This window comes from Nocardia sp. NPDC050435 (genome assembly GCF_040655395.1).
In the GTDB taxonomy this organism is placed as follows: domain Bacteria; phylum Actinomycetota; class Actinomycetes; order Mycobacteriales; family Mycobacteriaceae; genus Nocardia.
On sequence record NZ_JBFAJW010000003.1, the window covers coordinates 285,502 to 310,756 of the forward strand.

The 25,255-nt window shown below is 70.1% G+C and carries 28 protein-coding genes, 2 tRNA genes and 1 pseudogene; 20 read left to right on the forward strand and 11 right to left on the reverse strand.

Features of this window, described 5'->3' with window-relative positions; all coding sequences use genetic code 11:
* The first annotated feature begins 37 nt into the window (after positions 1-37).
* From AB0I43_RS09760 to AB0I43_RS09770, 3 genes are read left to right on the forward strand one after another with little or no spacing between them, the layout of a single operon-like run.
* Positions 38-1,648 carry a glycoside hydrolase family 13 protein gene (locus AB0I43_RS09760; RefSeq protein WP_356971150.1) on the forward strand — a complete coding sequence of 537 codons (1,611 nt, stop codon included), beginning with the start codon at positions 38-40 and terminating at the stop codon, positions 1,646-1,648.
* 32 nt (positions 1,649-1,680) lie between these two features.
* Positions 1,681-1,953 carry a hypothetical protein gene (locus tag AB0I43_RS09765; RefSeq protein ID WP_194819016.1) on the forward strand — a complete coding sequence of 91 codons (273 nt, stop codon included), beginning with the start codon at positions 1,681-1,683 and terminating at the stop codon, positions 1,951-1,953.
* The gene (locus AB0I43_RS09770; protein WP_356971149.1) at positions 1,940-2,404 is read left to right on the forward strand and encodes a DUF5130 domain-containing protein; all 465 of its coding nucleotides are present in this window, start codon (positions 1,940-1,942) and stop codon (positions 2,402-2,404) included. Before AB0I43_RS09765 ends, AB0I43_RS09770 begins: the two co-directional genes overlap by 14 nt.
* 61 nt (positions 2,405-2,465) lie before the next feature.
* On the opposite strand, the gene AB0I43_RS09775 is transcribed toward AB0I43_RS09770, so the two are convergent.
* Entirely contained in the window at positions 2,466-2,918 is a 453-nt protein-coding gene (locus AB0I43_RS09775) for a helix-turn-helix transcriptional regulator (RefSeq protein ID WP_357431964.1), read from the reverse strand.
* Between AB0I43_RS09775 and AB0I43_RS09780 the strand changes: the two genes are divergently transcribed.
* The 5 genes from AB0I43_RS09780 to AB0I43_RS09800 all read left to right on the forward strand — a co-directional run bounded on the left by AB0I43_RS09780 (position 2,820) and on the right by AB0I43_RS09800 (position 7,035).
* Positions 2,820-3,086 carry a hypothetical protein gene (locus AB0I43_RS09780; protein ID WP_356971147.1) on the forward strand — a complete coding sequence of 89 codons (267 nt, stop codon included), beginning with the start codon at positions 2,820-2,822 and terminating at the stop codon, positions 3,084-3,086. The genes AB0I43_RS09775 and AB0I43_RS09780 overlap by 99 nt on opposite strands.
* A gap of 601 nt (positions 3,087-3,687) precedes the next feature.
* On the forward strand, positions 3,688-3,960 hold the full coding sequence (locus AB0I43_RS09785) for a hypothetical protein (RefSeq protein WP_356971146.1): 273 nt from the start codon (positions 3,688-3,690) through the stop codon (positions 3,958-3,960).
* Positions 3,961-3,962: 2 nt separating this feature from the next.
* Entirely contained in the window at positions 3,963-5,153 is a 1,191-nt protein-coding gene (locus AB0I43_RS09790; protein WP_356971144.1) for an MFS transporter, read from the forward strand.
* A gap of 65 nt (positions 5,154-5,218) precedes the next feature.
* Positions 5,219-6,088 (forward strand): alpha/beta hydrolase, encoded by an 870-nt coding sequence (locus tag AB0I43_RS09795; protein WP_356971142.1) that lies wholly within the window; start codon positions 5,219-5,221, stop codon positions 6,086-6,088.
* A 131-nt stretch (positions 6,089-6,219) separates the two neighbouring features.
* A complete protein-coding gene (locus AB0I43_RS09800; protein ID WP_356971140.1) occupies positions 6,220-7,035 on the forward strand; it encodes an NAD(P)H-binding protein in 816 nt (271 codons plus the stop codon).
* 310 nt (positions 7,036-7,345) lie between these two features.
* Here AB0I43_RS09800 and pepN read toward each other — a convergent pair whose 3' ends face one another.
* Positions 7,346-9,925, reverse strand: coding sequence for an aminopeptidase N (gene pepN, locus AB0I43_RS09805; protein ID WP_356971138.1), 2,580 nt, complete (start codon positions 9,923-9,925; stop codon positions 7,346-7,348).
* 142 nt (positions 9,926-10,067) lie between these two features.
* Between pepN and AB0I43_RS09810 the strand changes: the two genes are divergently transcribed.
* Positions 10,068-10,892: a phosphoribosylaminoimidazolesuccinocarboxamide synthase gene (locus AB0I43_RS09810; RefSeq protein ID WP_356971137.1), complete on the forward strand. Its 825-nt coding sequence runs from the start codon at positions 10,068-10,070 to the stop codon at positions 10,890-10,892.
* Here AB0I43_RS09810 and AB0I43_RS09815 read toward each other — a convergent pair.
* Together AB0I43_RS09815 and AB0I43_RS09820 are read right to left on the reverse strand one after the other, a co-directional pair.
* Positions 10,889-11,365 carry an NUDIX domain-containing protein gene (locus AB0I43_RS09815; RefSeq protein WP_356971135.1) on the reverse strand — a complete coding sequence of 159 codons (477 nt, stop codon included), beginning with the start codon at positions 11,363-11,365 and terminating at the stop codon, positions 10,889-10,891. The genes AB0I43_RS09810 and AB0I43_RS09815 overlap by 4 nt on opposite strands.
* A gap of 77 nt (positions 11,366-11,442) precedes the next feature.
* Positions 11,443-12,720 (reverse strand): NtaA/DmoA family FMN-dependent monooxygenase, encoded by a 1,278-nt coding sequence (locus tag AB0I43_RS09820; protein WP_356971133.1) that lies wholly within the window; start codon positions 12,718-12,720, stop codon positions 11,443-11,445.
* A gap of 155 nt (positions 12,721-12,875) precedes the next feature.
* Between AB0I43_RS09820 and AB0I43_RS09825 the strand changes: the two genes are divergently transcribed.
* Together AB0I43_RS09825 and AB0I43_RS09830 are read left to right on the forward strand one after the other, a co-directional pair.
* Entirely contained in the window at positions 12,876-13,580 is a 705-nt protein-coding gene (locus AB0I43_RS09825) for a GNAT family N-acetyltransferase (protein WP_356971131.1), read from the forward strand.
* Positions 13,581-13,667: 87 nt separating this feature from the next.
* On the forward strand, positions 13,668-14,165 hold the full coding sequence (locus tag AB0I43_RS09830) for an AAA family ATPase (protein WP_356971129.1): 498 nt from the start codon (positions 13,668-13,670) through the stop codon (positions 14,163-14,165).
* Here AB0I43_RS09830 and AB0I43_RS09835 read toward each other — a convergent pair.
* Entirely contained in the window at positions 14,162-14,455 is a 294-nt protein-coding gene (locus AB0I43_RS09835; RefSeq protein ID WP_356971451.1) for a hypothetical protein, read from the reverse strand. The genes AB0I43_RS09830 and AB0I43_RS09835 overlap by 4 nt on opposite strands.
* On the opposite strand from AB0I43_RS09835, the gene AB0I43_RS09840 reads away from it, so the two are divergent.
* Both AB0I43_RS09840 and AB0I43_RS09845 read left to right on the forward strand, forming a co-directional pair.
* Positions 14,400-14,618 carry a TetR family transcriptional regulator gene (locus AB0I43_RS09840; protein ID WP_357431685.1) on the forward strand — a complete coding sequence of 73 codons (219 nt, stop codon included), beginning with the start codon at positions 14,400-14,402 and terminating at the stop codon, positions 14,616-14,618. The genes AB0I43_RS09835 and AB0I43_RS09840 overlap by 56 nt on opposite strands.
* A 27-nt stretch (positions 14,619-14,645) precedes the next feature.
* Positions 14,646-14,855, forward strand: a pseudogene (locus AB0I43_RS09845) (TetR-like C-terminal domain-containing protein); the annotation flags it as partial.
* Here the strand turns inward: AB0I43_RS09845 and AB0I43_RS09850 are convergent.
* Positions 14,847-14,920 (reverse strand) — tRNA-Pro (locus AB0I43_RS09850). The pseudogene AB0I43_RS09845 and the gene AB0I43_RS09850 overlap by 9 nt on opposite strands.
* Positions 14,921-14,968: 48 nt before the next feature.
* Positions 14,969-15,039, reverse strand: a tRNA-Gly gene (locus AB0I43_RS09855).
* A gap of 428 nt (positions 15,040-15,467) precedes the next feature.
* Here AB0I43_RS09855 and AB0I43_RS09860 point away from each other — a divergent pair.
* Positions 15,468-16,421 (forward strand): GGDEF domain-containing protein, encoded by a 954-nt coding sequence (locus tag AB0I43_RS09860; protein ID WP_356971125.1) that lies wholly within the window; start codon positions 15,468-15,470, stop codon positions 16,419-16,421.
* Between the two features lie 2 nt (positions 16,422-16,423).
* Here the strand turns inward: AB0I43_RS09860 and AB0I43_RS09865 are convergent, their stop codons facing one another.
* Positions 16,424-17,269, reverse strand: a complete 846-nt coding sequence (locus AB0I43_RS09865; protein ID WP_356971123.1) for an NAD(P)H-binding protein — start codon at positions 17,267-17,269, stop codon at positions 16,424-16,426.
* Positions 17,270-17,332: 63 nt separating this feature from the next.
* On the opposite strand from AB0I43_RS09865, the gene AB0I43_RS09870 reads away from it, so the two are divergent.
* Positions 17,333-17,737 (forward strand): helix-turn-helix domain-containing protein, encoded by a 405-nt coding sequence (locus tag AB0I43_RS09870; RefSeq protein WP_356971121.1) that lies wholly within the window; start codon positions 17,333-17,335, stop codon positions 17,735-17,737.
* Here the strand turns inward: AB0I43_RS09870 and AB0I43_RS09875 are convergent.
* A complete protein-coding gene (locus tag AB0I43_RS09875) occupies positions 17,725-18,522 on the reverse strand; it encodes a DNA-formamidopyrimidine glycosylase family protein (RefSeq protein ID WP_356971119.1) in 798 nt (265 codons plus the stop codon). The genes AB0I43_RS09870 and AB0I43_RS09875 overlap by 13 nt on opposite strands.
* Before the next feature lie 87 nt (positions 18,523-18,609).
* The gene (locus AB0I43_RS09880; protein ID WP_356971117.1) at positions 18,610-19,083 is read right to left on the reverse strand and encodes a ribose-5-phosphate isomerase; all 474 of its coding nucleotides are present in this window, start codon (positions 19,081-19,083) and stop codon (positions 18,610-18,612) included.
* A 268-nt stretch (positions 19,084-19,351) separates the two neighbouring features.
* Here AB0I43_RS09880 and AB0I43_RS09885 point away from each other — a divergent pair, with 268 nt between their 5' ends.
* Positions 19,352-20,221 (forward strand): M48 family metallopeptidase, encoded by an 870-nt coding sequence (locus AB0I43_RS09885; protein WP_356971440.1) that lies wholly within the window; start codon positions 19,352-19,354, stop codon positions 20,219-20,221.
* Between the two features lie 6 nt (positions 20,222-20,227).
* Here the strand turns inward: AB0I43_RS09885 and AB0I43_RS09890 are convergent, their stop codons facing one another.
* Positions 20,228-20,863 (reverse strand): disulfide bond formation protein DsbA, encoded by a 636-nt coding sequence (locus AB0I43_RS09890; protein ID WP_356971116.1) that lies wholly within the window; start codon positions 20,861-20,863, stop codon positions 20,228-20,230.
* A 177-nt stretch (positions 20,864-21,040) separates the two neighbouring features.
* On the opposite strand from AB0I43_RS09890, the gene AB0I43_RS09895 reads away from it, so the two are divergent.
* The 4 genes from AB0I43_RS09895 (at position 21,041) to AB0I43_RS09910 (ending at position 25,155) form a co-directional block, all read left to right on the forward strand.
* Positions 21,041-22,255, forward strand: coding sequence for an FAD-dependent oxidoreductase (locus AB0I43_RS09895; RefSeq protein ID WP_357431687.1), 1,215 nt, complete (start codon positions 21,041-21,043; stop codon positions 22,253-22,255).
* A gap of 99 nt (positions 22,256-22,354) precedes the next feature.
* The gene (locus AB0I43_RS09900; protein ID WP_356971112.1) at positions 22,355-22,753 is read left to right on the forward strand and encodes a YciI family protein; all 399 of its coding nucleotides are present in this window, start codon (positions 22,355-22,357) and stop codon (positions 22,751-22,753) included.
* Positions 22,750-23,976, forward strand: a complete 1,227-nt coding sequence (locus tag AB0I43_RS09905) for a DUF6596 domain-containing protein (protein WP_356971111.1) — start codon at positions 22,750-22,752, stop codon at positions 23,974-23,976. Before AB0I43_RS09900 ends, AB0I43_RS09905 begins: the two co-directional genes overlap by 4 nt.
* Positions 23,977-24,063: 87 nt before the next feature.
* Entirely contained in the window at positions 24,064-25,155 is a 1,092-nt protein-coding gene (locus AB0I43_RS09910) for a CaiB/BaiF CoA-transferase family protein (protein WP_356971109.1), read from the forward strand.
* Positions 25,156-25,255 lie beyond the last annotated feature (100 nt).

The window sequence follows — 25,255 nt, forward strand, 5'->3', positions numbered from 1 at the left end:
CGCCGTTTTCGCCGCATAGTTTTGGCACGATGGCCGGGTGACCGATTCGCATCGCGAAGCCCAGCCATGGTGGCGCTCGGCCGTTTTCTACCAGGTCTATCCCCGTTCCTTCGCGGACGCGAACGGTGACGGTGTCGGCGATCTGGCCGGCGTGCGGGCGAAGCTGGGCTATCTGGAACTGCTCGGCATCGATGCGCTGTGGATCTGCCCGGTGATGCGCTCGCCGATGGCCGACGGCGGCTACGACGTGTCCGATCCGCGCGACATCGATCCGCTCTTCGGCGGAATCGAGGCGATGGACATCCTGATCGCGGAGGCGCACGCCCGCCGGATCAAGGTCACGATGGACCTGGTGCCGAACCACACCAGCAGCGAACACCCCTGGTTCACAGCGGCTTTGGCGGCCCCGCCCGGCAGTCCCGAACGCGAGCGCTACCACTTCCGCGACGGCCGCGGGCCCGACGGCGCCGAGCCGCCGAACAACTGGCCCAGCATCTTCGGCGGTCCGGCCTGGACCCGGGTGCCGGGGGCGGACGGCCGGCCCGGCCAGTGGTACCTGCACCTCTTCGCGCCCGAGCAACCCGACCTGAACTGGGACAACCCGGAGGTCGCCGCGGATTTCGACCGGACCCTGCGCTTCTGGCTGGATCGGGGGGTGGACGGGTTCCGCATCGATGTCGCGCACGGCATGGCCAAGGATCCCGACCTGCCGGATATGCAGGAGCTGGGCGCGTCGAGACTGCTCACCCACGACAGCAGAGATCCGCGGTTCAACAATCCCGGCGTGCACGAGATCCACCGCCGCTTCCGCCGGGTGCTGGGGGAGTACCCCCGCGCGGTCTCGATCGGCGAGGTCTGGGTCGACGACAACACCCTCTTCGGCGAATACGTGCGACCCGACGAACTGCACTTGGCCTTCAACTTCCGGCTCGCCGAGGTGAGTTTCGAGGCCGACGCGGTGCGCGACGCGATCGAGAATTCCCTCGCCGCGGTGGCGCCGGTCGGCGCGTCGCCCACCTGGACGCTGTCCAACCACGACATCGAGCGCGAGGTCACCCGCTACGGCGGCGGCGCGGTCGGGGTGGCCCGGGCGCGCGCCATGATCCTGGTCGAACTGGCCCTGCCGGGTGCGGTTTTCCTCTACAACGGCGCGGAACTCGGCCTGCCCAACGTGGACGATCTGCCCGAGGCGGCGCTGCGCGATCCGGTGTGGGAGCGCTCCGGTCACACCGAACGCGGGCGCGACGGCTGCCGGGTGCCGCTGCCCTGGGAGGGCGACACGCCACCGTTCGGATTCACCAGTGGGCAACCGTGGCTGCCGATGCCGCCGGAGTGGGCGGCGCTGACCGCCGAGCAGCAGCTCGAGGACCTGGGCTCCACCCTGTCGCTGTACCGGATGGCGATCGAATTGCGGGATACGCGGCGCGAATTCGCGGGCTCGGTACTGGACTGGGTGCACAGCCCGGACGGGATGCTGCGATTCCGGCGGGCCGGCGGGCTGACCTGCGTCCTGAACACCACCGCCGATCCGGTCCCGCTGCCGCCGGGGGAATTCCTCCTGGCCAGCATGCCGCTGGAACTCGGGCATCTGCCCGGGAACGCGGCCGCGTGGCTGATCAACACGATGAACACGGCGGGTGGTAGCTGAACTACTACACGCCATCGGATACCGTTGGCATCGTGAGCATTCTCGAGACAGTGCTGATCTTCGTCGGCATTCCGCTGGTGATCTACGCCGCGATCGCCGGATTGTCGTATCTCGGTAAGCCACTCGCCGGTGAGAAGCCGGCCCACTTCGACCTCGGTCAGAAGTGGACGCAGCCGCCGGTGCTGTGGAGTGCCACCGACGAGGTGACCGGGCACGGTCACCACACCGAGTCGCATGGCACCCATGCGGCCATCGAATCCACCGGCGTGGAGCTGATCGGAGGTCGGGCAAGTGGCAGGTTCTAAGTGGCCCGCGGTGGTCGAGTCCGATCTACCGCACGGGTACGCCCTCACCAGCAGCGGACGCGTGTCCGGCGTGCACGAGGCGGGTGACGTTTTCTACGAGGCGCCGTTCAGCGAACACGAGCGGCTGCTGATGGACAACGTGCTCACCGACGCCACCCGTGCCACCAAGGTGCGCTTCAACGTCTATGTCGGCGATCTCGGCGCCGACCCGGCGGCCGGCGCGGACGCGGTCTTCCCCGCGACCCCCGAGGCGGCGCGCTCGGTGCTCATCGCCGTCTCGCCCAACGACAACGCCATCGAGGTGCGCTCCGGCCACGAGGTCGCCGACCGCGCCAACGATCGGGTCTGCCAGCTCGGCGTCACCGCCGCGCTGAGCTCGTTCCGCCAGGGCGAGCTCATCGACGGTCTGGTGTCGGCGGTGCGCGTGATGGCCGCCGCCATCGGTCGCTGACCGCTGCGATTCGCCACGGCGTGCGCGGCCCTCTCCGGAGGGTCGCGCACGCCGTTTCGCGTCAGTCGGGGGCCGGCGCGCGGAACCGCGCCGGGGTGTGCCCGGTCCAGGGCGGAAAGGCGCGGCGCAGCGCGCGGGCGTCGCTGTAGCCGACGCGGGTGGCCACCGAGCTCACCGGCAGCCCCGTATCGCGCAGCAGCGCCGTGGCTTTCGCCAGGCGCGCCGCCTCCACCTCGTTCCGCCAGCTGGTGCCATGCTCGCCGAGGCGGCGCCGCAGCGTGCGTGCGCTCATGGCCAGACGGCGCGCGACGGCGTCGAGACCGAGCTCGTCGTGTGACAGGGCGTCGGCCAGCGCGGCGCGGAACGCGTCCTGCCGGCCGGGGATGGTCTTGGCCGAACCGAGCGTGAGTTCGGCATGGCGCCGGATCAGGTGCCCGAGTTGCGGGTCGGAGCCGGTGGGCAGGTCGGCGCCGTCGAGGAAGGTGAGTTCGCTGTGCGGCGCGCCGAAATCGATGCTGCTGGTGTCGACGAGGTGGCGCTAGCGTCCGCGCGACGGGTGCCCGAACCGGTCTCGGACAGGCGTGATCGGGCTGCCGGTCGCCTCGCGGATGCAGCGCAGCAGCAGCGCCATTGCGAATTCGTTGGTAGCGCCGAGCGTGGCTCGGGTTCGATCCCGGTGTAGCGGACAGTGAGCAGCCGGTCGTCGTCGGGGACGCGCAGGCCGACGGTGGGGTCGGTGATGGTGGCGTGGAAGTCCGAGGCCGCTCGTAGACCCTCGCGCAGCGTGCTGCCCGTCGTGAACAGGTAGTCCCCACACATGCAGGCTGCCCAGCGCGGCGGCCGCGCTGACCCGCAGGCCCGCTTCGGGTCCTGCCTGCGCCTCGATCAATTCCCAGATCCGGAACGGGGTTTCGAGCAGCACCCGGATCAGGTCGTCGCTCATCGCCGCGGGATCAAACCCGCGCAGGTGGGCGAATTCCGCGGGTGCGACGTCCGTGTGCAGCGCTGCCGTGTAATCAGCCGGATCAGCTGAGTCGGCACCGTGCCTTCTCTCGCTGCCGGAGCATATCGGGCGCTGGCGTATTCGGTCCGCGCGCTGGCGTCCGCAGTCCGACCCCCGGACGGCGCGGCGGCCATAGATTCCACAGGCGCGCCGAGTCGGGCACACATTCCGGCACGACTTTTCCGAAGCGGGAATACCTTTCACATCTATAACCGTTCATCAATCTATGAACGGTTAGTCGACTCGGCCGTTCGGAGACCGAACTCGACAAGGACCCACCATGACCAGCTACAAGTTCCCCGCGCTGCCGCAGGCGAAGCGCGCGTTCGCCGAGGTGTCGCCGTCACGGGCCGAGCCGGTGGCCATCCTGGGCATCGCACCGACCCGATTTGCCTCCGCGCGTGCGCAACTCGCGCGGCGACGGGTCCAGCGGACCGCGGCGGCCGAACGCGAGGTGCTCGCCTTCCGTGTACTGAAACGGCTCGACCTGGACGGCCACCTCGTCGAGCCCGCCATCGGCCTGCCGCTCACCGCTCAGATCGCAGGTCGGTGACCATGCGCCGCGAACATCTCGCCTGGGCGGGACTGGCAGCGATGACCGTCTCGTTCGGCCTGAACTTCTCGATGGGCGTGTTCTTCGCACCGACCGCCGCGTCCTACGGGGTCAGCGCCGCCGCGCTGGCACTCGCGGCCGCTCTGGGCACCACGGTCACCGGGCTGGCCCAGCCGGTGGTGGGGCGGCTGCTGGATCGCGTCGGAGCCAGAACGGTGCTCCTCGGCGGGCTGGCGCTGATCTCGGGGAGCTACCTGGTGCTGTCCGTGGTGCGCACGACCTGGGAATTCGTCGCGGCCTACATGCTGCTGGGCGGCCTCGGCTTCGCCGCCTCCTCCACTCTGGCGGTCACCACGCTGATCGGGCGGGCCCTCGGTGACCGGGTGGGGCCCGCGCTGACCCGCGCCGCCATCGGCATCAACCTGGGCCAGCTGATCGGGCCGTGGGCCGCGACCGCGCTGTTCGAGCCGATCGGTGTCCGGGCCACCTATGCCCTGTTCGGTGCGCTCGGCCTGGCGGTCACGGGCATCCTGTGGGCCGTCCTGCCGGCGGATCGAGTAGTCGGAGTCGTTGCGGGACAGCCGGAATCGCTTGCCGGGCGAGGCCGCGTGCTGTTGTCGTTCGGGTTGCACTCGGCCACCCTGTACGTCGTCGTCCTGATGCTGCCCAGGCACGCGGTCGAGGAGGGCTGGTCGGTGGTCGACGCCGGGCGGCTGGTCGCGCTGGCTGCGCTGGCCGCCGGGCTGACCTCGGCCGCCATGGTGCGGCTGCAACGCCGGTTCCGACCCGAAAACCTGGTGCGCGGACTGTATCTGGTTCGGATCGCCGCGCTGGGGTTGGCGATCTCGCCGCTGGGTGCGCCGGCGCTGGGCGTGGTCGCGGTGCTGTTCGGGGCCGCCTCCTTCCCGGTCATCCCGTTGACGATGGCGGTGCTCTCGCGCGGCCTGGATCCGGCGCGCATGGGCCGCACGCTCGCACCCGCCTGGGTGATCCATCAGCTGTCCGCCGCGGCCGGCTTGGCGGTCGCGGCTCTGATCCACTCCCAAACCGACAGCTACCGAGGATATTTCGCGCTCGGACTGGCCTTCAGTGCGGCCGCTCTGCTGCTGCTCGCACCCGCTCGCGACACCGCGGCACTGCCGCCCCGATACCCCGGAGACCGCCCCCGGCGAGTCGCCCATCCAGCCCGATAGCCCACGAGGCGTCGATGTCGTCGGGGGCCGTCCGGCCTCCGACCGTTCCGAAGAGGAGAAATTCAATGTCCGCAGTACGTCACAACACCGTCGAGATCCAGGGCCTGCCGGTCTTCTACCGTGAGGCCGGTGACCCGGGCAAGCCGACACTTGTTCTGCTGCACGGCTTTCCGACCAGCTCCGCGATGTTCCGCAACCTGCTGCCCGCGCTGGCCGACGACTACCACCTGATCGCACCGGACCACATCGGCTTCGGCCAGTCGGCGATGCCCTCCGCGCACGCCTTCGAGTACACCTTCGAGAAGCTCACCGAGATCACGCTGGCCCTGCTGGACACCCTCGGCGTCGACCGCTTCGCCCTCTACATCCAGGATTACGGTGCCCCCATCGGCCTGCGCATCGCCTCCCGCAACCCCGACCGGGTGACCGCGCTGATCACCCAGAGCGGCAACGCCTACCTCGAGGGCTTCACGCCGTTCTGGGAGACGTTGTTCGCCCACGCCGCCGATCGCGCCGCGCACGAACCGGAGGTGCGCAAGCTGCTCGACCTCGACGCCACGAAATGGCAGTACACGCACGGTGTTCCGGCCGACCGGCTGGCGCTGGTCAGCCCCGACACCTGGACCCTGGACCAGCACTTCCTGGATCGGCCGGGCAACAAGGAGATCCAGCTGGACCTGTTCGCCGACTACAAGGTCAACCTGGACGGCTACCCCGACTTCCAGAAGTACTTCGCCGAGCACCGCCCGCCCACCCTGATCGCCTGGGGCGAGCACGACGAGATCTTCGGTCCCGACGGTGCGCGGGCGTTCCTGCGGGATCTGCCCGACGCCGAACTGCATCTGCTGGACGCGGGCCACTTCGCGCTGGAGACACACGGACCGGAAATCGCCGCCCTGATCCGGGATTTCCTCGCCCGCGCGCTGCGCCACTGAGGCCGGAGGTGTGCTCATCCCGCCGGGGTGAGCACACCGTCCGCGCTCCCGCAGATAGCAGAAATCCGGTCTTGACAACGCAGCGAAAATGGGGGGTTGTCGAGACCGGGAAATCTGGGCACGTTGGGGAGATGAAAATTCTTGTCACCGGGGCAACGGGGAACATCGGGCGCAAGGTCGTGGACGAATTGCTGGCGCGCGGAGCCGAGGATGTGCGGGCGCTGACCAACAATCCGAAGAAGGCGGCGCTGCCGCCGGAAGTCGAAGTGGCGGAAGGCTTTCTCGGACGGCCGGACTCACTTCCGGCGGCGTTCGAGGGCGTGGAGCGGTTGTATCTGGCGCCGTACCTGCCCACGGTGACGGAGACGGTGCGGCTGGCCCGGGCGGCCGGGATCGCCCAGATCGTCGACCTCTCCGGCGACGAGTCGACCGATTGGCAGCCGATCGCGCAGGCCGTGGAGCAGTCCGGCTGTGCGTGGACGCACCTGTACACCGGGGAGTTCATGGAAAACGCCACCATGTGGGCGGAAGCGATCCAGGCCGGCGACCGGATCCAGGAGCCGTACCCCGCCGCCGCCAACGCACCGATCGCCATGGCCGACATCGCCGTCGTCGCGGCCGTCGTGCTCCTCGGATCCGGGCACGAGGGCCAGACCTACAACCTGACCGGCCCGGAAACCCTCACTCGCGCGGAAAAGCTCCAGCAGATCGGCGCGGCACTCGACCGCAAGCTCGAGGTGGTCCCGATCTCCCGCGAGGAAGGCATCCGGCAGCTCACCCCGAGCATGGGGGAGTACGCCGAGTGGTACCTGGACGGCATGGCGGCCATGGAACAGCACCCCCAACAGGCAACCACCACCATCGCCGACCTCACCGGCGCCCCAGCCACCACCTTCGCCCAGTGGGCCCGGGACCACGCCGACGAATTCCGGAACGGCGGCCGCTGAGCGGGCTGCACGGCTCGGAACCGTTTGCCGCGCAACAGAGTCCGCGACCTGGATCTGTTGTCGCGCAGCGGAGTTCGGCGCTCGGCACTACCTGGCTGCTCGCTGGCCCCACTGGCGGTTGGTGAACGAACCTGCACCGTCGGCACGACAGTCGCACGGCCGTGGGCGTCGCGCGGGTTCGGCGGGGCTGGCGACTCGGCCAGCACGCGGACCGGTCGGTGGCGTCGTGCGGGCGCGGCGATGTGTCCAGTCCATCAGCCAGCGGTCCGGTCGGGGGCGTGCCGCAGTGAGCAGGCCCCCGACCGGGAACTCACTGTGCGTCGAAAGCTCGTGCGCGCAGCGAGCGTTCGATGCCGGCCTTGCCCTCGGTCACCAGGCGGCGCAGGGCCGGGGGGTGGTTGTCGGCGAGGAACTTGTCGGCCTTGGCGACCGCATCCTGGCTGATGTCCCAGGCCGGGTACAGGCCGACGACGACCGTCTGCGCGACCTCGCTGGAACGCCGCTCCCAGACGCCGGGGACATCGGAGAAGTAGCGGTCGGTGAACCCGAGCAGGAGATCGCCCTGCCCGGCGGGCGCGAAGCCGCCGACGATGGAGCGGGCGGTGATGTTGGGCAGGGAATCGTCGCCCATCACCTTCGCCCAGGCCTGCTCCTTCACCGCGGCCTGCGGGCGCGCCGTCGCGGCGGCGGCCGCCTGCCGTTTGCCCGCCGCGGTGGGATCGCGCTGCAATTCGGCGTCGATGAACGGGGTTTCCAGACCCTCGGCATCGATCACGCCCGCGGCGGCCAGCGCCGTGACCACGCGCCAGCGCAGATCGGTGTCCACCGTCAGGCCGGGCAGGCCCGCGTCGGCCGGGGGGCCGTCGAGCAGGGTGCGCAGCACGTCGGTGTGCCGCTGCTCCAGCTTCGCGCCCGTCAGCGCGTTGACGAAGGCCAGCTGATGATCCGAACCCGCCTCGGCGGCGCGCGCGAGTTCCAGCAGCTTGTCGGTGAATTCGGGCCAGCCGGTGCCGGCCGCCCAGGCCGGGTCGGCGTAGCTGGCGATCGAGGTGTGCGCCTGCATGAGCAGCCGCTGCACCACACCGATCTCGGATTCCGCGCCGACGCCGCGCTGCACCAGCGCGACGAAATCACGGGCCCGCATCTCGGCCTGACGCGTCATCTCCCACGCGGCCGACCAGGCCAGGGTGCGCGGGAGCGGTTCGGCGATATCGCCGATCCGGTTGACCAGCACGTCCAGCGACTCCGGATCCAGGCGGACCGAGCAGTAGGTCAGGTCGTCGTCGTTGACCAGCACGAACTTTCCGCTCGGGGTGCCGACCAGATCCGGCACCTCGGTGCGTTCCGCCGCCTGGAGATCCAGCTCGACCCGCTTGGTGCGGACCAGCTTTCCGCCTTGATCGTCGTAGACGCCGACGGCCAGGCGGTGCACCCGGCGCTCACCCGCGCCCGGCGCCGCGCCCTCCTGAACCACCGCGAACTTCGTGAAGTTGCCCGCGTCGTCGACCTCGAAATCCGGGCGCAGGATGTTCAGGCCGGTGGTCTTGAGCCACTGCGCGCCCCAGTCGGACAGGTCGCGGCCCGAGGATTCCTCCAGCGCGGAGAGCAGGTCGTCGAAGGTGGCGTTGCCGTAGGCGTGCTCGGCGAAGTAGGCGCGCAGGCCCGCCAGGAACGGCTCCAGGCCGACGTAGGCGACGAGCTGCTTGAGCACCGAGGCGCCCTTGGCGTAGGTGATGCCGTCGAAATTCACCTCGACCGCGTGCAGGTCGGGGATGTCGGCGGCGATCGGGTGCGTGGAGGGCAGCTGATCCTGGCGGTAGGCCCAGGACTTCTCCACGTTCGCGAACGTCGTCCACGCGCTCTTGTACTCGGTGGCCTCGGACTGGCAGAGCACCGAGGCGAAGGTCGCGAACGACTCGTTCAGCCACAGGTCGTCCCACCACTTCATGGTGACCAGGTCGCCGAACCACATGTGCGCCATCTCGTGCAGCACCGTCTCGGCGCGGCGCTCGTAGGAGGCTCTGGTCACCTTGGACCGGAAGACGTAATCCTCCAGGAAGGTGACCGCGCCCGCGTTCTCCATCGCGCCCGCGTTGAACTCCGGGACGAACAGCTGGTCGTACTTGCCGAAGGCGTAGGGGACGCCGAAGTTCTTGTGGTAGAAGCCGAATCCCTGCTTGGTCTCGGTGAACAGGCGCTCGGCGTCCATGTGCTCGGCCAGCGAGGCGCGGCAGTAGATGCCCAGCGGGATGGCGCCGTGCTCGTCGGCGTACTCGTCCGTCCACTCCGCGTAGGGGCCCGCGATGAGCGCGACGATGTAGGTGCTCATCCGCGGCGTGGTCTTGAACACATGCTTGCCGGGCTCGGCGATCAGGCTGTCGACGGCCGCGCCGTTGGAGATGACCTTCCACTCCGGCGCCGCGGTGACGCTGATGTCGAAGGTGGCCTTCAGGTCCGGCTGGTCGAAGCAGGCGAACATGCGCTTGGCGTCGGCGGTTTCGAACTGGGAGTACAGGTAGACCGCGTCGTCGGTGGGATCGACGAAGCGATGCAGGCCCTCACCGGTGTTGGAGTATTCGCAATCGGCCTCGACCACCAGCTCGTTGCGCTCGGCCAGGCCGGACAGGGCGATGCCCTTCTCCTCGTCGTAGGCCGAGACGTCGAGCGCCGTGCCGTTCAGCACCGCCGAGCGCACGCCGGCCGCCACGATGTCGATATAGGTGCTCGCCCCGGCCTGCGCGGTGAAAGTGACTGTGCTGCGGGAGAAGAAGGTGCGCTCGCCCGGTTTACCCGCCCCGTCGGTCAGGTCGAGTTCGATGCGGTAGTTCTCGACTTGCACCGTCGAGGCGCGTTCGATCGCCTGTTCGCGTGTGAGGTTGGGTGCGGACATGTGGCTCCTTCGGAGTCGAAGAACGGGCACTGCGGAAGTTTCTGCTCACCACCCTAATCCTCCCGACCGCCGCGCTCCGGTGAGTTTTTCCGCGCCGGTATTGTGCAGCTCAGACCACCCCCCACGATTCGGAGGCTCGACGTTGAAGCATGTGCACGCCGGTAAGGTGCGCGACCTGTACGAGGACGGCGAGACCCTGCTGCTCGTGGCCTCGGACCGGGTCTCGGTCTACGACGTCGCGCTGCCCACCCCCATTCCGGACAAGGGCGCACTGCTGACCCAGCTGTCGAACTGGTGGTTCGAGTTCTTCGCCGACGTGCCCAACCACGTGCTCTCCACCACCGACGTGCCCGCCGAGTTCGCGGGCCGCGCCATCCGGGTCAAGCCGTTGAAGATGGTGGCCGTCGAGTGCATCGCCCGGGGCTACCTCACCGGCGGCGGCCTGAAGGAATACCAGGCCACCGGCGCGGTCTCCGGCATCTCGCTGCCGCCCGGCTTGCGCGACGGCGACAAGCTGCCCGAGCCGATCTTCACGCCCACCACCAAGGCTTCCGAGGGCCACGACGAAGCCATCACCTTCGACGACGTGATCCGGCAGGAGGGCCGCGAGGTCGCCGAGCGGTTGCGCGAACTGACGCTGTCGATCTACCGCCGGGGTGCCGAGCACGCCGCCTCGCGCGGCGTCATCGTCGCCGACACCAAAGTCGAATTCGGCTGGGACGGTGACGTTCTCACCCTCGGCGACGAGGTCCTCACCTCGGATTCCTCCCGCTTCTGGCCCGCCGACCAGTGGGCCCCCGGCCGGGCCCAGCCCTCCTTCGACAAGCAGTTCGTCCGCGACTGGTCCACCTCCACCGGCTGGGACAAGGAGCCCCCCGGCCCGGAGATCCCCGCCGACATCGTCGCGGCCACCCGCCGCAAGTATGTCGAGGCCTACGAACTCATCACCGGCCGCACCTGGGCCTAGCCGAGCAGCTCGGCCAGCCGCCCCGGAAAGGGCTGCTGGCCCTTGGTCAGCTTCTCCGCCGCCGTCTCCAGATCGAACCATTCGACCCGATCGATCTCCGGGAACTCGGCTCGTTTCCCGGACCGCGGCGGCCATTCCATCTCGAAGGTGCCCGGCACGATGGAATCCGGCTCCAGGTCGGCCTCGACCGCCCAGGCGACGACCGTCTTCCGCTTCGCGCCACTGCCGTAGGAGACCGTGCCGAGCTCCACCCACTCGCCGTCGGGCGCCGCGACCCCCAGTTCCTCGGTGAACTCCCGCCGGGCGGCCGCCTGCGCGTCCTCCTGGTCGGGCAGGTATTCGCCCTTCGGAAGCGACCACGCGCCAAGGTCTTTGCGGGCCCAGAACGGCCCGCCCATGTGGGCGAGCAGCACCTCCGGGCCCGCCGCGCCCCGCCGGAACAACAGAACCCCCGCGCTGAATGTCTCTGCCACGCCGTGCAGTCTGCCCCAGCCCGCCGACAAGCCCGCGCGGGGTATCGGCCGGGCCGCGGCGGCCGACAGCCTGCCGCTCAAGGCAGCGGCGGGAGCTCCAGGCGTTCGCGGAACGTGCCGCCGACCGGCTCCGCGGCGACGATGTCGCGCCGGCGCAGTTCCGGGAGCAGGCCGTTGAGCAGGAAGTCGCGGGTGCGGGGGTCGGCGAGACCGCCCAGGGAGATGACGTCGAGCGCGCCCGCGTCGTAGCGTTCGGCGATGGCGTCGGCGAGTTGCTCCGGGGTGCCGGCCGCGGCCCAGTGGCCGGTGTCCTTGGCGGCGATGATCAACTCGCGCAGGGTTTTGCCCTGCCGCGCGAAGCCGCTGAAGATCTCGACGCGGCCGCGGCGGCGGCGCACCGTGGACAGGTCGGGCAGCAGGTGCTCGGGGATGGGCTTGTCCAGGGGCAGGTCCGAGAGGTCGACGTCGCCGCCGAGCATGTCGGCCAGCGCCAGGCGACCGGCGTCGAAGTCGGTGGCCTCGTGTTGCTCGCGGACCAGCTGCGCGACTTCGGCTTCGGAGGAGCCGTAGGTGGCGTGGAACGAGCTCATGATCAGCGGTAATTCGGGCGCACGCCCCAGTTCGGCTGCCCGCGCGCGGATCTTCGCGGTGTAGATCTCGGCGTCGGCCAGGGTCGGCAGCGAGGTGAAGACGACCTCGGCGAAACGCGCCCCGAGTTCGACGCCCGCCTCGGATTGCCCGGCCTGGAACTGCACCGGGCGGCGCTGCGGCAGCGGCGGAATGTTGAGCGGGCCGCGCACGGTGAAGAATTCGCCGGAGTGATCGATGGGTCGCACCCGATCCGGGTGCAGCGTCACCGCGCCGTGCTCGTCGCGGGTCAGGGAGTCGGGCTGCCAGCTGTCGAACAGGGCGTTGACCACCTCGAGCGCCTCGGTCGCGCGGGCGTAGCGCTGTTCCGGGCTCGGCAGATCCGCACCGCCGTAGTTCTCTTCGCCGAGTGCGGAAGTCACCGCGTTCCAGGCCGAGCGGCCGTTGCTGACGTGGTCCAGGGTGCCGAAGAGCCGCGCGAGATTGTAGGGGTGGTGGAAGGTGGTGGTGACCGTGGCGATCAGGCCGATCCGCTCGGTCACCGCGCTGAGCGCCGCCAGGAAGATCAGCGGCTCCTGCGCGCCGATCGCGCCCTGGGCCCCGAAACTCAGCAGGTCGGCGGCGAACAGCGCGTCGAACCCGTTGGCCTCGGCGAGTTTCGCGATCTCGATCGACGACTCCAGCGTCGAGCGGTGCGGATCCAGTGCCGCGGTATAGACGTCCGTGGAACCGCTGACGCCCGTAACCGTTTTCAACCGTCGTCTCACGGAGCAAGACTGTCCGCCGAGCCGGGGCCGGTCAACGATTGTGCTCAGCGTGAGCAGGAGGAAATACGCTGGGGCAGCAGGAATCCGGGTGAGCGCAACCGGTGCCCGTCCGGGCCGGGCCGGGCTAGCGTTCCCGGTCGGAACGGGAGGAGACTGTGGTGACGATCGAGGCGGACCTCGTGACGCATCCCCTCGACGACCCGGTGCGCACCTCTCTGCGCGGTGAGCACCGCCGGTTCGCCGAGTGGTCGGGCCGGATCGTGCGCTACCAGCCGGAGGTCGCGCGGTTCGTCGGACATCCGCCGGCCCTCGACGATCGGGACTGGGTCGACTTGGCCGCCCTGCTCGGCCCCGGCGGCACCACCGGTTTGCGCGGCGCCCGCCACGTGCCGCCCGCGGGCTGGACGGTGCTGGATCACGTCGGCACGGTGCAAATGGACGGCAGCGCACTGCGAGTGGCTCCCGATCCGGAGCTCGAGGTGCTGACGCCCGCGGCGCTGCCCGAGATCCTGGAGCTGATCGCCCGCACCGAACCCGGGCCCTACGCCCCGCGCACCATCGAGATGGGCACATACCTGGGGCTGCGCGTCGACGGCGCGCTCGTCGCGATGGCGGGGGAGCGCCTGCATCCGCCGGGCTGGACCGAAATCAGCGCCGTGTGCACCGATCCTGCCCACCGCGGCCAGGGCCTGGCCACCCGGCTGATTCGCGCCGTCGGTGCCGGAATCCGGGACCGCGGCGAAATTCCCTTTCTGCATGCGCTCGCCGGCAACACCACCGCGATCAGTCTGTACCGGGCGCTCGGTTTCACCCTGCGCAAGCGCGGCACCCTGACCTTCGTTCAGGCTCCCTGGTTCTGACGTGGTCGTATGTCCCACTCCGCAGGTTCGGACACACCTTCCGCCGTGGCGTGCGGGCGGGCATAGCGCCTGCCTATGTTGTGAGCCATGTCGACACTGATTGTCCTGCGGGGTAATTCGGGTTCGGGCAAATCGACAGTCGCGCACGCCGTGCAGCGCCGTTTCGACCGCGCCACGGTCGCCGTCGTGCCGCAAGACGTTGTCAGACGCCAGATCCTGCGCGAGCAAGACAGGCCGCACGGCGTCAATATCGCCCTGATCGAGCACATCGCCGCGTTCTGCCTGGCCGAAGGGTGCGTCGTCATCGTCGAAGGGATCTTGCGCGCGTCCACGTACGGTCCGATGCTGGGCCGCTTGTCCGCGACCGCCGCACGCAGCTTCTTCTATGCCTACGATCTGTCGTTCGAGGAGACGGTCCGACGGCACGCGACCAGGCCGCAAGCCATCGCGTTCGGGCCCGAGGAGATGTCGGCCTGGTATCGAGGCTGGGACGCCCTCGATTTCGTGTCCGAAGTGCGATTCGACGCCGGGTGGTCGGTGGACGCGGCGATCGAGCGGGTGTGTGCCGATATCGCCGGGACCTAGCCGGTTGCCGCGCTGCGAGCGCCCGCGATCAGCCGGTTGCCGAACTCGACTGCCGATGCGGCACGCCGCACGCCGGCCGGTGCCGCCCGCAGCGTGGCGAGCGTGTGCTCCGGCAGGAGTTCCACCCAGGCGCGTGGCCCCGAATAGGAGGCCAGCTTCTCGAGCACGGCATCGGCGCGGCGTGCTTCCCATGCGCGAACCTGATCGCGGCTGCCGATGCTCGCGCGGATCTCGATGGTCGTGGAAAGCCGCTCGGCCCGCGTGCGCCAGGCCATCGTGAGCGCGACCATCGCTCAGGTCGCCGAGCACGGCATCGAGGGCCTGAGCATCAACGAGGTCGCCGAGCGAGCCGGCGTGGGCGGTGACCACGGTCTACCGTCGCTGGGGTGCCCGCACGGCGCTGGTCGCCGAGGCCCGCCGCCACTTCTGGAACCACCGCTTCGAGCAGGCTGAACCCGTGATCGGCCGGGCCATCGCCGCGGCGAACTACCTTCGAACGCCGACCCGCCCGAGGTCGTCGAAACGCTCTGCGCGCCAATGTATTTCCGCCTGCTGCCCGGCGACCGCCCCCTCGACGCCGCCTTCCTCGCCCACTGCGTCGACAACACGGTGCGGCTGCACGGTTCGGTGGAATGGGTGGCGACAGCCCAGGTCAACAAGCTGCTGACCGGGATTTCTCTGTCGGGGTGACAGGATTTGAACCTGCGACCCTCCGCTCCCAAAGCGGATGCGCTACCAAGCTGCGCTACACCCCGTTGGCCACGGCCGACTGTGGGCCCGTGGACGAATGATCCCCCTGGAAGAGCGGGTGACGGGAATCGAACCCGCACCATCAGCTTGGAAGGCTGAGGTTCTACCATTGAACTACACCCGCGAGGCATACGACATCGATGGGATCGCCAGATGTCGTGTGCGCAACGACTGTACCGAATGTCCGCGCGGAAACGCCAATCGCCCCGGCCGGGCCTGTCGCCGGGCGCCCGGGGGCCGGTCCCGGCACACTTCCGGCGTGTCAGTCCGCGACTCTCCAGCGAACCGAAATTAGGTGTAACGCTTTGCGGCCTGGAGCGATGTCATACCCGATCGCCATTCGCGAGGCAACGGAAACTCGTTGTAAAACGCCGTTTTTCGGGGCCGGGTGGCTTGCTAGGATCCTTTTTGCCGGACGGGGGTATCTGGAAAGGGGGCGGTGAGCGTGCGCCGTGCTTGGTGGACCGAACCGCGTGGCAGTAGAGGTGAGGCCGGCTACTGGCTGGGTGCGCTGCGCCCTGCTACCGACGCCATCCGTGGCGGGTGAGTGCGATGTTCGAATCGACACCCCCCGTCAAGGAGATGGCGCGTGCCTGGGCCCGTGCCGTGTGCGCGGAACCCGGCTCGCACACCACGATGAAGGACCTGGAACCTGTTCTAGTCGATATCGTCAATCGGCTGCTTTCCCTGGCCGAATCGGAGCCGTTTCCGATGCTGGACGCGCGCGCCCTGGGCGCCCGCCTGGCCGAACCGCCCTTCGAGCGCACCCGGATGCTGGCGCAGGCCAGCCGCTGGCTACTCGGCTTCCCGGCGGGGCGGCCGGGGTCGCTGGTCGCGACGCGCTGGCCGTTCGTGGCCAGCCAGGCCATCGACAGTTACGCCCAGGCCCTGCAGGAGCGCGCGCTGGCTCAGCAGGAGCAGAACATCTCCGCGAAGGTCTCGCTGCGCGTGCAGGAGATCGCCGCGCTGCAGCACCGGCTGCGGCACGAGGCCACCCACGACGCGCTCACCGACCTGGCCAATCGCACCCTGCTGCAGGACCGGGTGCGCCGCATGGCGGCCGACCCGGCCGGCAGCGTCGGCCTGCTCCTGATCGATCTGGACCGCTTCAAGCAGATCAACGACGGCTACGGGCACGCGGTGGGCGACGAGGTGCTGGTGGAGCTGGCGAACCGCCTGCGCGAGGTGTGCCCGCCGGAGACGGTGATCTGCCGCTACGGCGGCGACGAGTTCGTCCTCGCCGTCGACCGCGAGTACGGCACCCTGGCCCGGATCGCCCACCAGATCGTGGCCGCCCTGCGCGACCCGGTGTGGACTTCGGCCGGGCCGGTGCCGGTCTCGGCCAGCGTGGGCACCGCCTACAACCCACCGGGCGCGCCCTGTGATTTCACGGATCTCCTGCGTCGCGCCGATCGCGCGATGTACTCGGCGAAGACGGCCGGCGGCCGGCGGTTCGCTTTCTCCGATTCCGACGAACCGGAGATAGACGCCGCCGTCGCCGGCTGACGTCAGCCGCGGCCGAAGTCGGCCGCGTGGTCCCGGGCCCACTCCGCGAAGGTCTGGGCCGGGCGCCCGGTCACCTCTTCGACCGTGTGCGACACCGGCGGCGCCACCTCGGTCGAGGTCTTCCAGCCCGCCAGAATCGCGGCGGCCACGGCGGGCGGCACGGTCCGCTCCAGTTCGGCCCGCGCCTGCTCGATCGACGATTCCACCACCCGGATCTCCCGCCCGATCGCCGCGGCGATGTGCCCCACCTGCTCGCGCATGGTGATCGCCCCGGGCCCGGTGACGGTGTACGCGGTCCGCTCGTGCCCGGGCACGGTGAGCGCGGTCACCGCCAGTGCCGCCAAGTCCTTTTCGTGCACCGCGGCGATCCGCGCCTCGGGATAGGGCAGGTGCACCCGCCCTTGCTCGCGGATGGACCGCTGCCACCACCACACGAGGTTGGTGGCGAACATGCCGGGCCGCAGGAACGTCCACGCGAGCGCCGAGTCGCGCAGCGCGGATTCGCACCGGAAATGGGTCCAGGCGATCGGATTCCGTTCGGGCTCGGGCTCCAGGGCGGCCAGGGAGGACACGAGCACGACGTGGCGTACCCCGGCGGCTTCGGCCGCCGCGACGAAGCCGTCCAGCCCGTCGGGCCGGGCGTAGACGAACACGCTGTGCGCACCGTCGAGCGCCGCGGGCAGCGTTCCGGGGCGATCCAGGTCGGCCGCGACCGTTTCGGCCCCGGGTGGCAGCGCGGCGGTGCGGGGATCGCGACTGGTCAGACGCACCTGTGCGGCAACGGCATTCAGGCCGGCCGCGACCTGGCGGCCGACGTTTCCACTGGCTCCGATCACTACTGTCGTCATGGCCGGAGCGTAGGCAGCCCGGCTCACCATCGGTAAGTACCTACCCGGAGGTAAGCTGCCGAGATGGCGGTAGGCCCACAGGTCCGGCAGCCCGATCTCGGACCCGAGAGTGACGGATATCACCCCGAGTGCGCTTGGTGGGAGGTGGTCGACATCTCCGGCCGCTGGACCGGACAGATTCTGCACACTTTGCGCGAGCGGTCCCTACGGTTCTTCGAGCTGCAGAACAAGATCGACGGGGTCAGCGACAAGATGCTGTCGCAAACATTGCGCATGCTGGTACGCGACGGTCTGGTCACGCGCACCGTGGAGCCCACCACGCCGCCGCGGGTGAGCTACGAACTCACGGCGCTGGGGCACAGTCTGGCCGAATCGCTGCAGCCGTTCGTGCAATGGATCCGCGCGCACGCCGGCGCGGTAACCGCGGCCCGCGCGGCGCACGACAGCGCGCGGGCTCAGTCCGGCTGACAGGTGGGGCACCAGAACAGGTTTCGCGCGTCCATCACCGCGTGCAGGACCGTGCTGCCGCACACGCGGCAGGGCGCGCCCTGGCGGCGATAGACGTAGGTGCGCGGGCGATCCGGCGCGTAGGAGGGTTCGCCGAAATCGTGTTCGGGGCGCACGACGACCATCTTCCCCACGCGCACACCCACTTTCATCAGCGCGACCAGGTCGGTCCACATCGCCTGCCACTCGTCGGCGCCGAGCGCGGTGCCGGGCCGGTGCGGTGAGATGCCGTGCCGGAACAGCAGTTCCGCGCGATACACGTTGCCGACCCCGGCGAGCACCTTCTGATCCATCAGCAACGCGCCGATCGGCCGGCGCGAGCGGTGGATGCGCTGCCAGGCCCGGTCCGGGTCGGCGCCGCGACGCAGCGGATCGGGGCCGAGCCGCTCGGTCAGCGCCGTCACCTCGGCGGCGGTGTAGAGCTCGCAGGCCGTCGGCCCGCGCAGGTCGGTGCCGCTGGCCGCGCCGACCATACGCATCCGGACCTGGCCGACGGGTTCGCCCATGGGCACACCGGATTCGGTGAACGCGCCGTAGAGCCCGAGGTGCACGTGCACGATCAGTCCGGACTCGTAGCGGTGCAGCAGATGCTTGCCCCAGGCCTCGGCGCGGACGAGCACCTGGCCGTCGACGCGGGCCGCTCCGGTCGCGAATTTGCCCTGCGGGCTGGACACCCGCACCACCGCACCCGCGAACGCGCGCTGGTGTGACCGGGCCAGCCGATGCAGCGTATGCCCTTCCGGCACTGCCGATTCCCTTCGATCCGAAACGAGAAGCGGGGCATGACCGGCTAGTCATGCCCCACTTCGCGGAAACTGTGTGCCGTCGGCGCCTCAGTAGGCGGGCACCGCGGGGGCCTCGCCGGACTTCTCGTACTCGGCGAGAATGTCGATGCGGCGCTGGTGCCGCTCCTCGTCGGACCACTCGGCGGCCAGGAACGCGTCGACGATGGCCAGCGCCTCCTCGGTGGAGTGCATGCGGCCGCCGACGCCGATCAGCTGCGCGTTGTTGTGCTGACGGGCCAGCTGCGCGGTCTCCACGCTCCAGGCGAGCGCGCACCGGGCGCCGGGCACTTTGTTGGCCGCGATCTGCTCGCCGTTGCCGCTGCCGCCGAACACCAGACCCAGGCTGCCCGGATCGGCGACGGTGCGCCGCGCGGCCTCGATGCAGAAGGCCGGGTAGTCGTCGAGGGCGTCGTATTCGAGAGCGCCGCAGTCGACGACCTCGTGGCCCGCCTTTTCCAGATGAGCCTTGACGTGATTCTTCAGTTCGAAACCGGCATGGTCGGCACCCAGGTATACGCGCATGGCAGGGATTCTGTCAGGCCGGTCCGAGCGGCCTTCGGCAGGGCACCCGTGCCGGTCGCGGGGCGGGAACCGCGGCGCGGGAAAACGGTACGGTCGAAATATGCAGTCGCAGGACCCTCAGCCGAATCCGGATCCGCACGGCGCGCCCGAACCGACCAGCGGGTCCTACGGTCCGTATCCGAGCGGTGCGCATCCGGCGCCCTACGTCTACGGCGCGCCGCCGCCTCCGCCGCCGCAGCTCCAGCCGCGGGGGCTGTCGCCGTTCGGCATGCCGGCCCGGCACAGCTGGGAGATCGGGCTGCTCTGCGTGGTCGTCGGCATCACCGCGCTGATCTTCCTCGTCGCCGCGCTGGATCTCGTGCTGGTGCTGTTCCTGGGCGGCGAGACCGCCCTGGGCGTCTACACCTTCTATCTGCTGCTCGCGCCGCTGCTGGTGTGGTTCGGCCGCGGCACGCTCTACGCCCGGCTGCGGGTCAACGGCGTCAAGATGTCGCCCACCCAGTTCCCCGAGGGGTACCGGATGGTGGCCGAGGCGGCCGCGCGCTTCGGCATGGCGACGCCGCCCGACGCCTACGTGGTGCTCGGCAACGGTCAGATCAACGCCTTCGCCTCCGGCCACGGCTTCCGCCGCTTCGTCGCGGTGAACAGCGACCTGTTCGAGATCGGCGGCGCCGCACGCGAACCCGACGCGCTGGCCTTCATCATCGGGCACGAGGTCGGGCACATCGCGGCGGGCCACGCCTCGTACTGGCGGATGCTGGGGATGTATCTGGCGCCGTTCCTGCCGCTGCTGGGCCCCGCGCTGCTGCGCGCCCAGGAATACACCGCCGACAATCACGGCGTCTGCTTCCGCTACGCGGGTACGCCGGCCGCGATGGGCACGCTGGCGGCGGGCAAGTACCTCAACACCCTGGTCGCCTACGACGAGATGGCCAACCGGGCCACGTCCGAGCAGGGCTTCTTCGTCTGGGTGTACAACGCCATGTCCAGCCATCCGGTGCTGACCTGGCGCATGTGGGCGCTGCGGGACCGCACCCGCCACGGCAAGCTGTTCATGCGCCCGGAGACGCCGCCGCCCGCCGGCGCGGCCACCCCCTACGGACAGGTTCCGGCGCAGCCGCCGAAACCCGTCCCGTAGCCGGGCTCAGTCGAAGGCGGGGTCTTCGGTGCGGGTGCGCTTCAATTCGAAGAAGTGCGGGTAGGACGCCAGCGCGACCACGCCGTCCCACACCTTGCCCGCGTCCTCGCCGCGCGGGATGCGCGAGAGCACCGGACCGAAGAACGCGACGCCGTTGACATGGATGGTCGGCGTGCCGACATCCTTGCCGACCTTGTCCATGCCGGCGTGGTGGCTGGCGCGCAGCGCCTCGTCGTACTCGGTGCTCTCGGCCGCCTGGGCCAGCTCGGCGGGCAGGCCGACCTCGGCGAGCGCGTCGGCGATCACCGCGGCCAAACTCTCCTTGCGGTCGTCGCGCTCGTATTCGGCCCGGCGGTCGTGGATGCGGCTGCCCATCGCGGTGTAGAGGGGCGACAGGATCTTGTCGCCGTGCTCCTGCGCGGCGGCGATCGCGACCCGGACCGGGCCCCAGCCGGTGGCCAGGAGCTCGCGGTACTGCTCGGGGAGATCCTCGCGGTCCTCGTTGAGCACCGACAGGCTCATCACGTGGAATCGGGCCTCGATGTCGCGGACCTTCTCGACCTCCAGGATCCAGCGCGAGGTGATCCAGCACCACGGGCACAGCGGGTCGAACCAGAAATCGGCGACATTCTTCTCGGTCACGGTATTCCTCTCGATCGGTGGTGCGGCAGCCGCCGACGCACGCGGCACGGCCGTTATCGAAGACCAACCACGCGCTCGCGCGATTCGTTCCCGTTCGCCGAACCCGGGTTGACACCGGCGCCCCGCCAGTAGGGTAGGTAGCGGAGTCCCGGTTCCCACCACGGCAAGGAGTCCGCCATGACCTCGGAACGTCATTTCGTCATCGTCGGCGGCGGTCTGGCCGCCGCCAAGCTCGCGGAAGCCTTGCGGGCCAATGATTTCGACGGGCAGATCACGCTGATCGGCGCCGAGGAGCATTTGCCCTACGAGCGGCCACCACTGTCCAAGGAACATCTGTTCGGCAAGAAGAACCTCGCGGATTTCACCGCGGCGACGGGGGACTGGTACCGCGATCATCGCGTCGACGTGCGGCTCGGCACCGAGGTGCGCGCCATCGATCGCGCCGCGAAAACGGTGACACTCCCCGACGGTTCGACGCTCGGCTACGACAAGCTGGCCCTGGCCACCGGCTCCGCGCCGCGGCGGCTGGATCTGCCCGGCGCCGACGGGCCGAACGTGCGTCAGCTGCGCACTATCGAGGATTCCGACGCCATTCTGGATCTGTTCGGCGGCGCGTCCAAGATCGGGCGCCTGGCCGTCGTCGGCGCGGGCTGGATCGGCCTCGAGGTCGCGGCCGCGGCCCGGTCGGCCGGAGTCGAGGTCACCGTCGTCGAGTCCGCGCGACTGCCGCTGCTCGGGGCGCTCGGGCCGGAGATGGGCGAGTTCTTCGCCCAGTTGCACCGCGACAACGGCGTCGACCTGCGCCTGGACGCGGGCGTGTCCGAGATCGGCGCGTCGGGCCTGCGGTTGGCCGACGGCAGCTCGGTCGACGCCGACGCGGTGCTGATCGCGGTCGGCGCGGCGCCGAACGTGGGCTTGGCCGAGGCGGCCGGGCTCGAGGTGGACAACGGCGTGCTGGTGGACGCGAGCCTGGCCACCGCCGACCCCGACATCGTCGCCGTCGGCGACATCGCCGCGCAAGACCATCCGCGCCTGCACCGGCGGATCCGGGTCGAGCACTGGGCCAACGCGCTGAACCAGCCCGCGGTCGCGGCACGCACCATGCTCGGCGAGAGCGCCGAATACGACCGGCTCCCTTACTTTTTCACCGATCAGTACGACGTCGGCATGGAGTACACCGGCTACGCCGCGCCGGGGGACTACGCGCGCGTGGTGGTGCGCGGCGATCCGGGCAAGCGGGAGTTCGTGGCGTTCTGGCTGGATTCGGCGGATCGGGTGCTGGCGGGCATGAACGTCAACGTCTGGGATGTCACCGACCGGATCAAGGAGTTGATCAACTCGGGCGATCCCGTCGACGCCGACCGCCTGGCCGATACCTCGGCCGAATTGTGAAGTAGGTCACACTCCCGCGAATACGTCGAGAGCGGCGTGCCGGTTCCGACCTACCCTCGAGAGCGCCGGACGGGCGCGCCGAACGGCAAGGAGCCGACCATGAAATACCTGCTGCTGAAGACCTATGGCGACGCGGCCCACTGCGACACCCCGATCAGCGAGTGGGCGCCGGAGGACATCGCGGCGCACATCGAGTTCCAGCGGGCGCTGGGCGACGAGCTGGCCAAGTCCGGCGAACTGGTGGACGCGCAGGGGCTCGCGGGTCCCGACGAGGCCCGCATCGTCAGCTCCGACGGCCGCTCCGCGCCGGTGGTGACCGACGGGCCCTTTCCGGAAACCAAGGAATTCCTGGCCGGGTACTGGCTGGTGGACGTAGACAGCCCCGAGCGCGCCCTGGAGATCGCGGCGCGGGCCTCGGCGAGCCCGGGCCCGGGCGGGCGGCCGATCGGGGAGTACATCGAGGTCCGGGCGCTGATGAGCCACCCGGACAGCGCGTGACCGAGACGCTCTCCCGAGCCGGTACGGACCTGCTGCGCGAGCTGGCGCCGCAGGTCCTCGGCGTGCTCGTGCGCCGCTTCGGCGATTTCGGCGCGGCCGAGGACGCCGTCCAGGAGGCGTTGCTGGCCGCGGCGACGCAGTGGCCGGCCGAGGGCACGCCGGCCAATCCGCGCGGCTGGCTGATCCAGGTGGCGCAGCGGCGGATGGCCGACGCGGTGCGCGCCGAGGTCGCCCGCCGCCACCGCGAGGTCGCGGTATTCGAGCGCGAGGTCGCCGACGCCGAGACCGTCGACCGGGACGACACGCTGGCCATGTACTTCCTCTGCTGTCACCCGGCGCTGTCCGACGCGGCCGCGATCGCGCTGACCCTGCGCGCGGTCGGCGGCCTGGGCACCGCCGAGATCGCGAGCGCCTTCCTGCTCCCGGAAGCGACCATGGCGCAACGGATCACGCGCGCCAAGAAGAAGCTGTCCACGCTGGACCGCCCGTTCGCCCGCCCCGGTGACGCCGAATGGCGCGCCCGGCTCGGTCCGGTCCTGCACGTGCTGTACCTGATCTTCACCGAGGGGCACACCACGAGCGCGGGTGCGCAGCTCCAGCGCACCGATCTGTCGGGGGAGGCGATCCGCCTGACCCGTTCGATCCACGCCCTGCTGCCCGTCGACACCGAGGTCGCCGGTCTGCTTGCGCTGATGCTGCTCACCGACGCCCGGCGCGCGGCCCGCACCGGCGCGCTCGGCGAGCTCATCCCGCTCGCCGAGCAGGACCGCTCCCGGTGGGACCGCGGGCTCATCACCGAGGGTGTGCGATTGACGACGGGCACACTGGCGCAGGGGCTTTCGGGTCCGTATCAGGTCCAGGCCGCGATCGCGGCGGTGCACGCCGAGGCGGCGCGGCCCGAGGACACCGACTGGTCCCGGATCCTGGCGCTGTACGACATCTTCGAACGCCTCGCGCCGAATCCGATGGTCGCCCTCAATCGCGCGGTGGCCGTCGCCATGGTCGAGGGTCCCTCCGCCGGTTTGGATTTGGTCGATGCCCTGGAGAAGCAGCTGGCCGGCAGTCACCGGCTCGACGCGGTGCGCGGTCATCTCCAGGAAATGGCGGGCGATCATCCCGCCGCCATCGCCGCCTATCGGGCCGCGGCGGCGCGCACGACCAGCACGCCGGAGCGTGACTATCTACTGCTGCGCGCCGCCCGCCTGCGGTCCGCCGCCTCCTGAACGCTGGGATGGCGCTGAAGCGGGGGTGCGGCGAAATATAACGTGTTCTACTTGCCGGATCGGCCGGCGATTCAGGGGGTTGCGCACGTGGGCACATCGAAGGGTCCGCTCGCGGGCATCCGGGTCATCGAGCTGGCCGGCCTCGGCCCCGGTCCGCACGCGGGCATGATGCTCGCCGATCTGGGTGCGGATGTGGTGCGGGTGCAACGCGTCCCGGACCACACGGCCACCCCGGCGCAGTTGCGCGGCCGGACCCTCACCGCCGCCGACCTGAAGAATCCGGCCGACCTGGCCGCCGTGCTGGCGCTCGCCGAACGCGCGGATGTGCTGATCGAGGGCTTCCGGCCGGGGGTGGCCGAGCGGCTCGGGCTGGGGCCCGAGGTTGTGCTGCACCGCAATCCGCAGCTCGTGTTCGCCCGAATGACCGGCTGGGGCCAGAACGGCCCGCGTGCCCGGCAGGCCGGGCACGACATCAACTACATCGGGCTGACCGGCGCGCTGCACGCCATCGGCCGCCGCGGCGAGCGCCCGGTGCCGCCGATCAACCTGCTCGGCGACTACGGCGGCGGCTCGGTGTTCCTGGTGCTGGGCGTGCTCGCGGCGTTGCTGGAGCGGGACCGCTCCGGCCAGGGGCAGGTCGTGGACGCCGCGATGGTGGACGGCGTCATGACGCTGTCGCACGTGTTCTGGACCATGGCCCAACTCGGGCAGTGGTCGCCCGAGCGCGGCACCAACCTGCTCGATACCGGAATGGCCTGGTACGACACGTATGCCACGGCCGACGGCAGGCACATGGCGGTGGGCGCATACGAGCCGCAGTTCTACGCCGAACTACTGCGCGTGCTCGAGCTGGACCCGGAATCGCTGCCGCCGCAACGAGACCGGGCCGGTCAAGAGGTACTGCGCAAGGCTTTCGCCGAGAAATTCGCGACGCGGACACAGCGCGAGTGGGCGGCGCTGTTCGACGACGTCGACGCCTGTGTCACGCCGGTGCTCACCTTCACCGAGGCCGCCGAGGACGCACATCTCACCGCCCGCGGCTCGGTCATTGATATCGAGGGCCTCAAGCAGCCCGCGCCCGCGCCGCGGTTCTCCCGCACGCCCGCGCCGCCGCCGATGCCCGCGCCGGCGGTCCTGCGCCCGATCGGCGAGATCTGGCGCAGCGCGCCCGAAGAGTGACGCGGGTTACATTCGGCGACAGCAAGCTGCTTGCTATTACCGGGCGGCGGTCTCCGCGGAGGCGCCGAGATAGCCTGGGCCACTGCGGGATAGGGGCCCG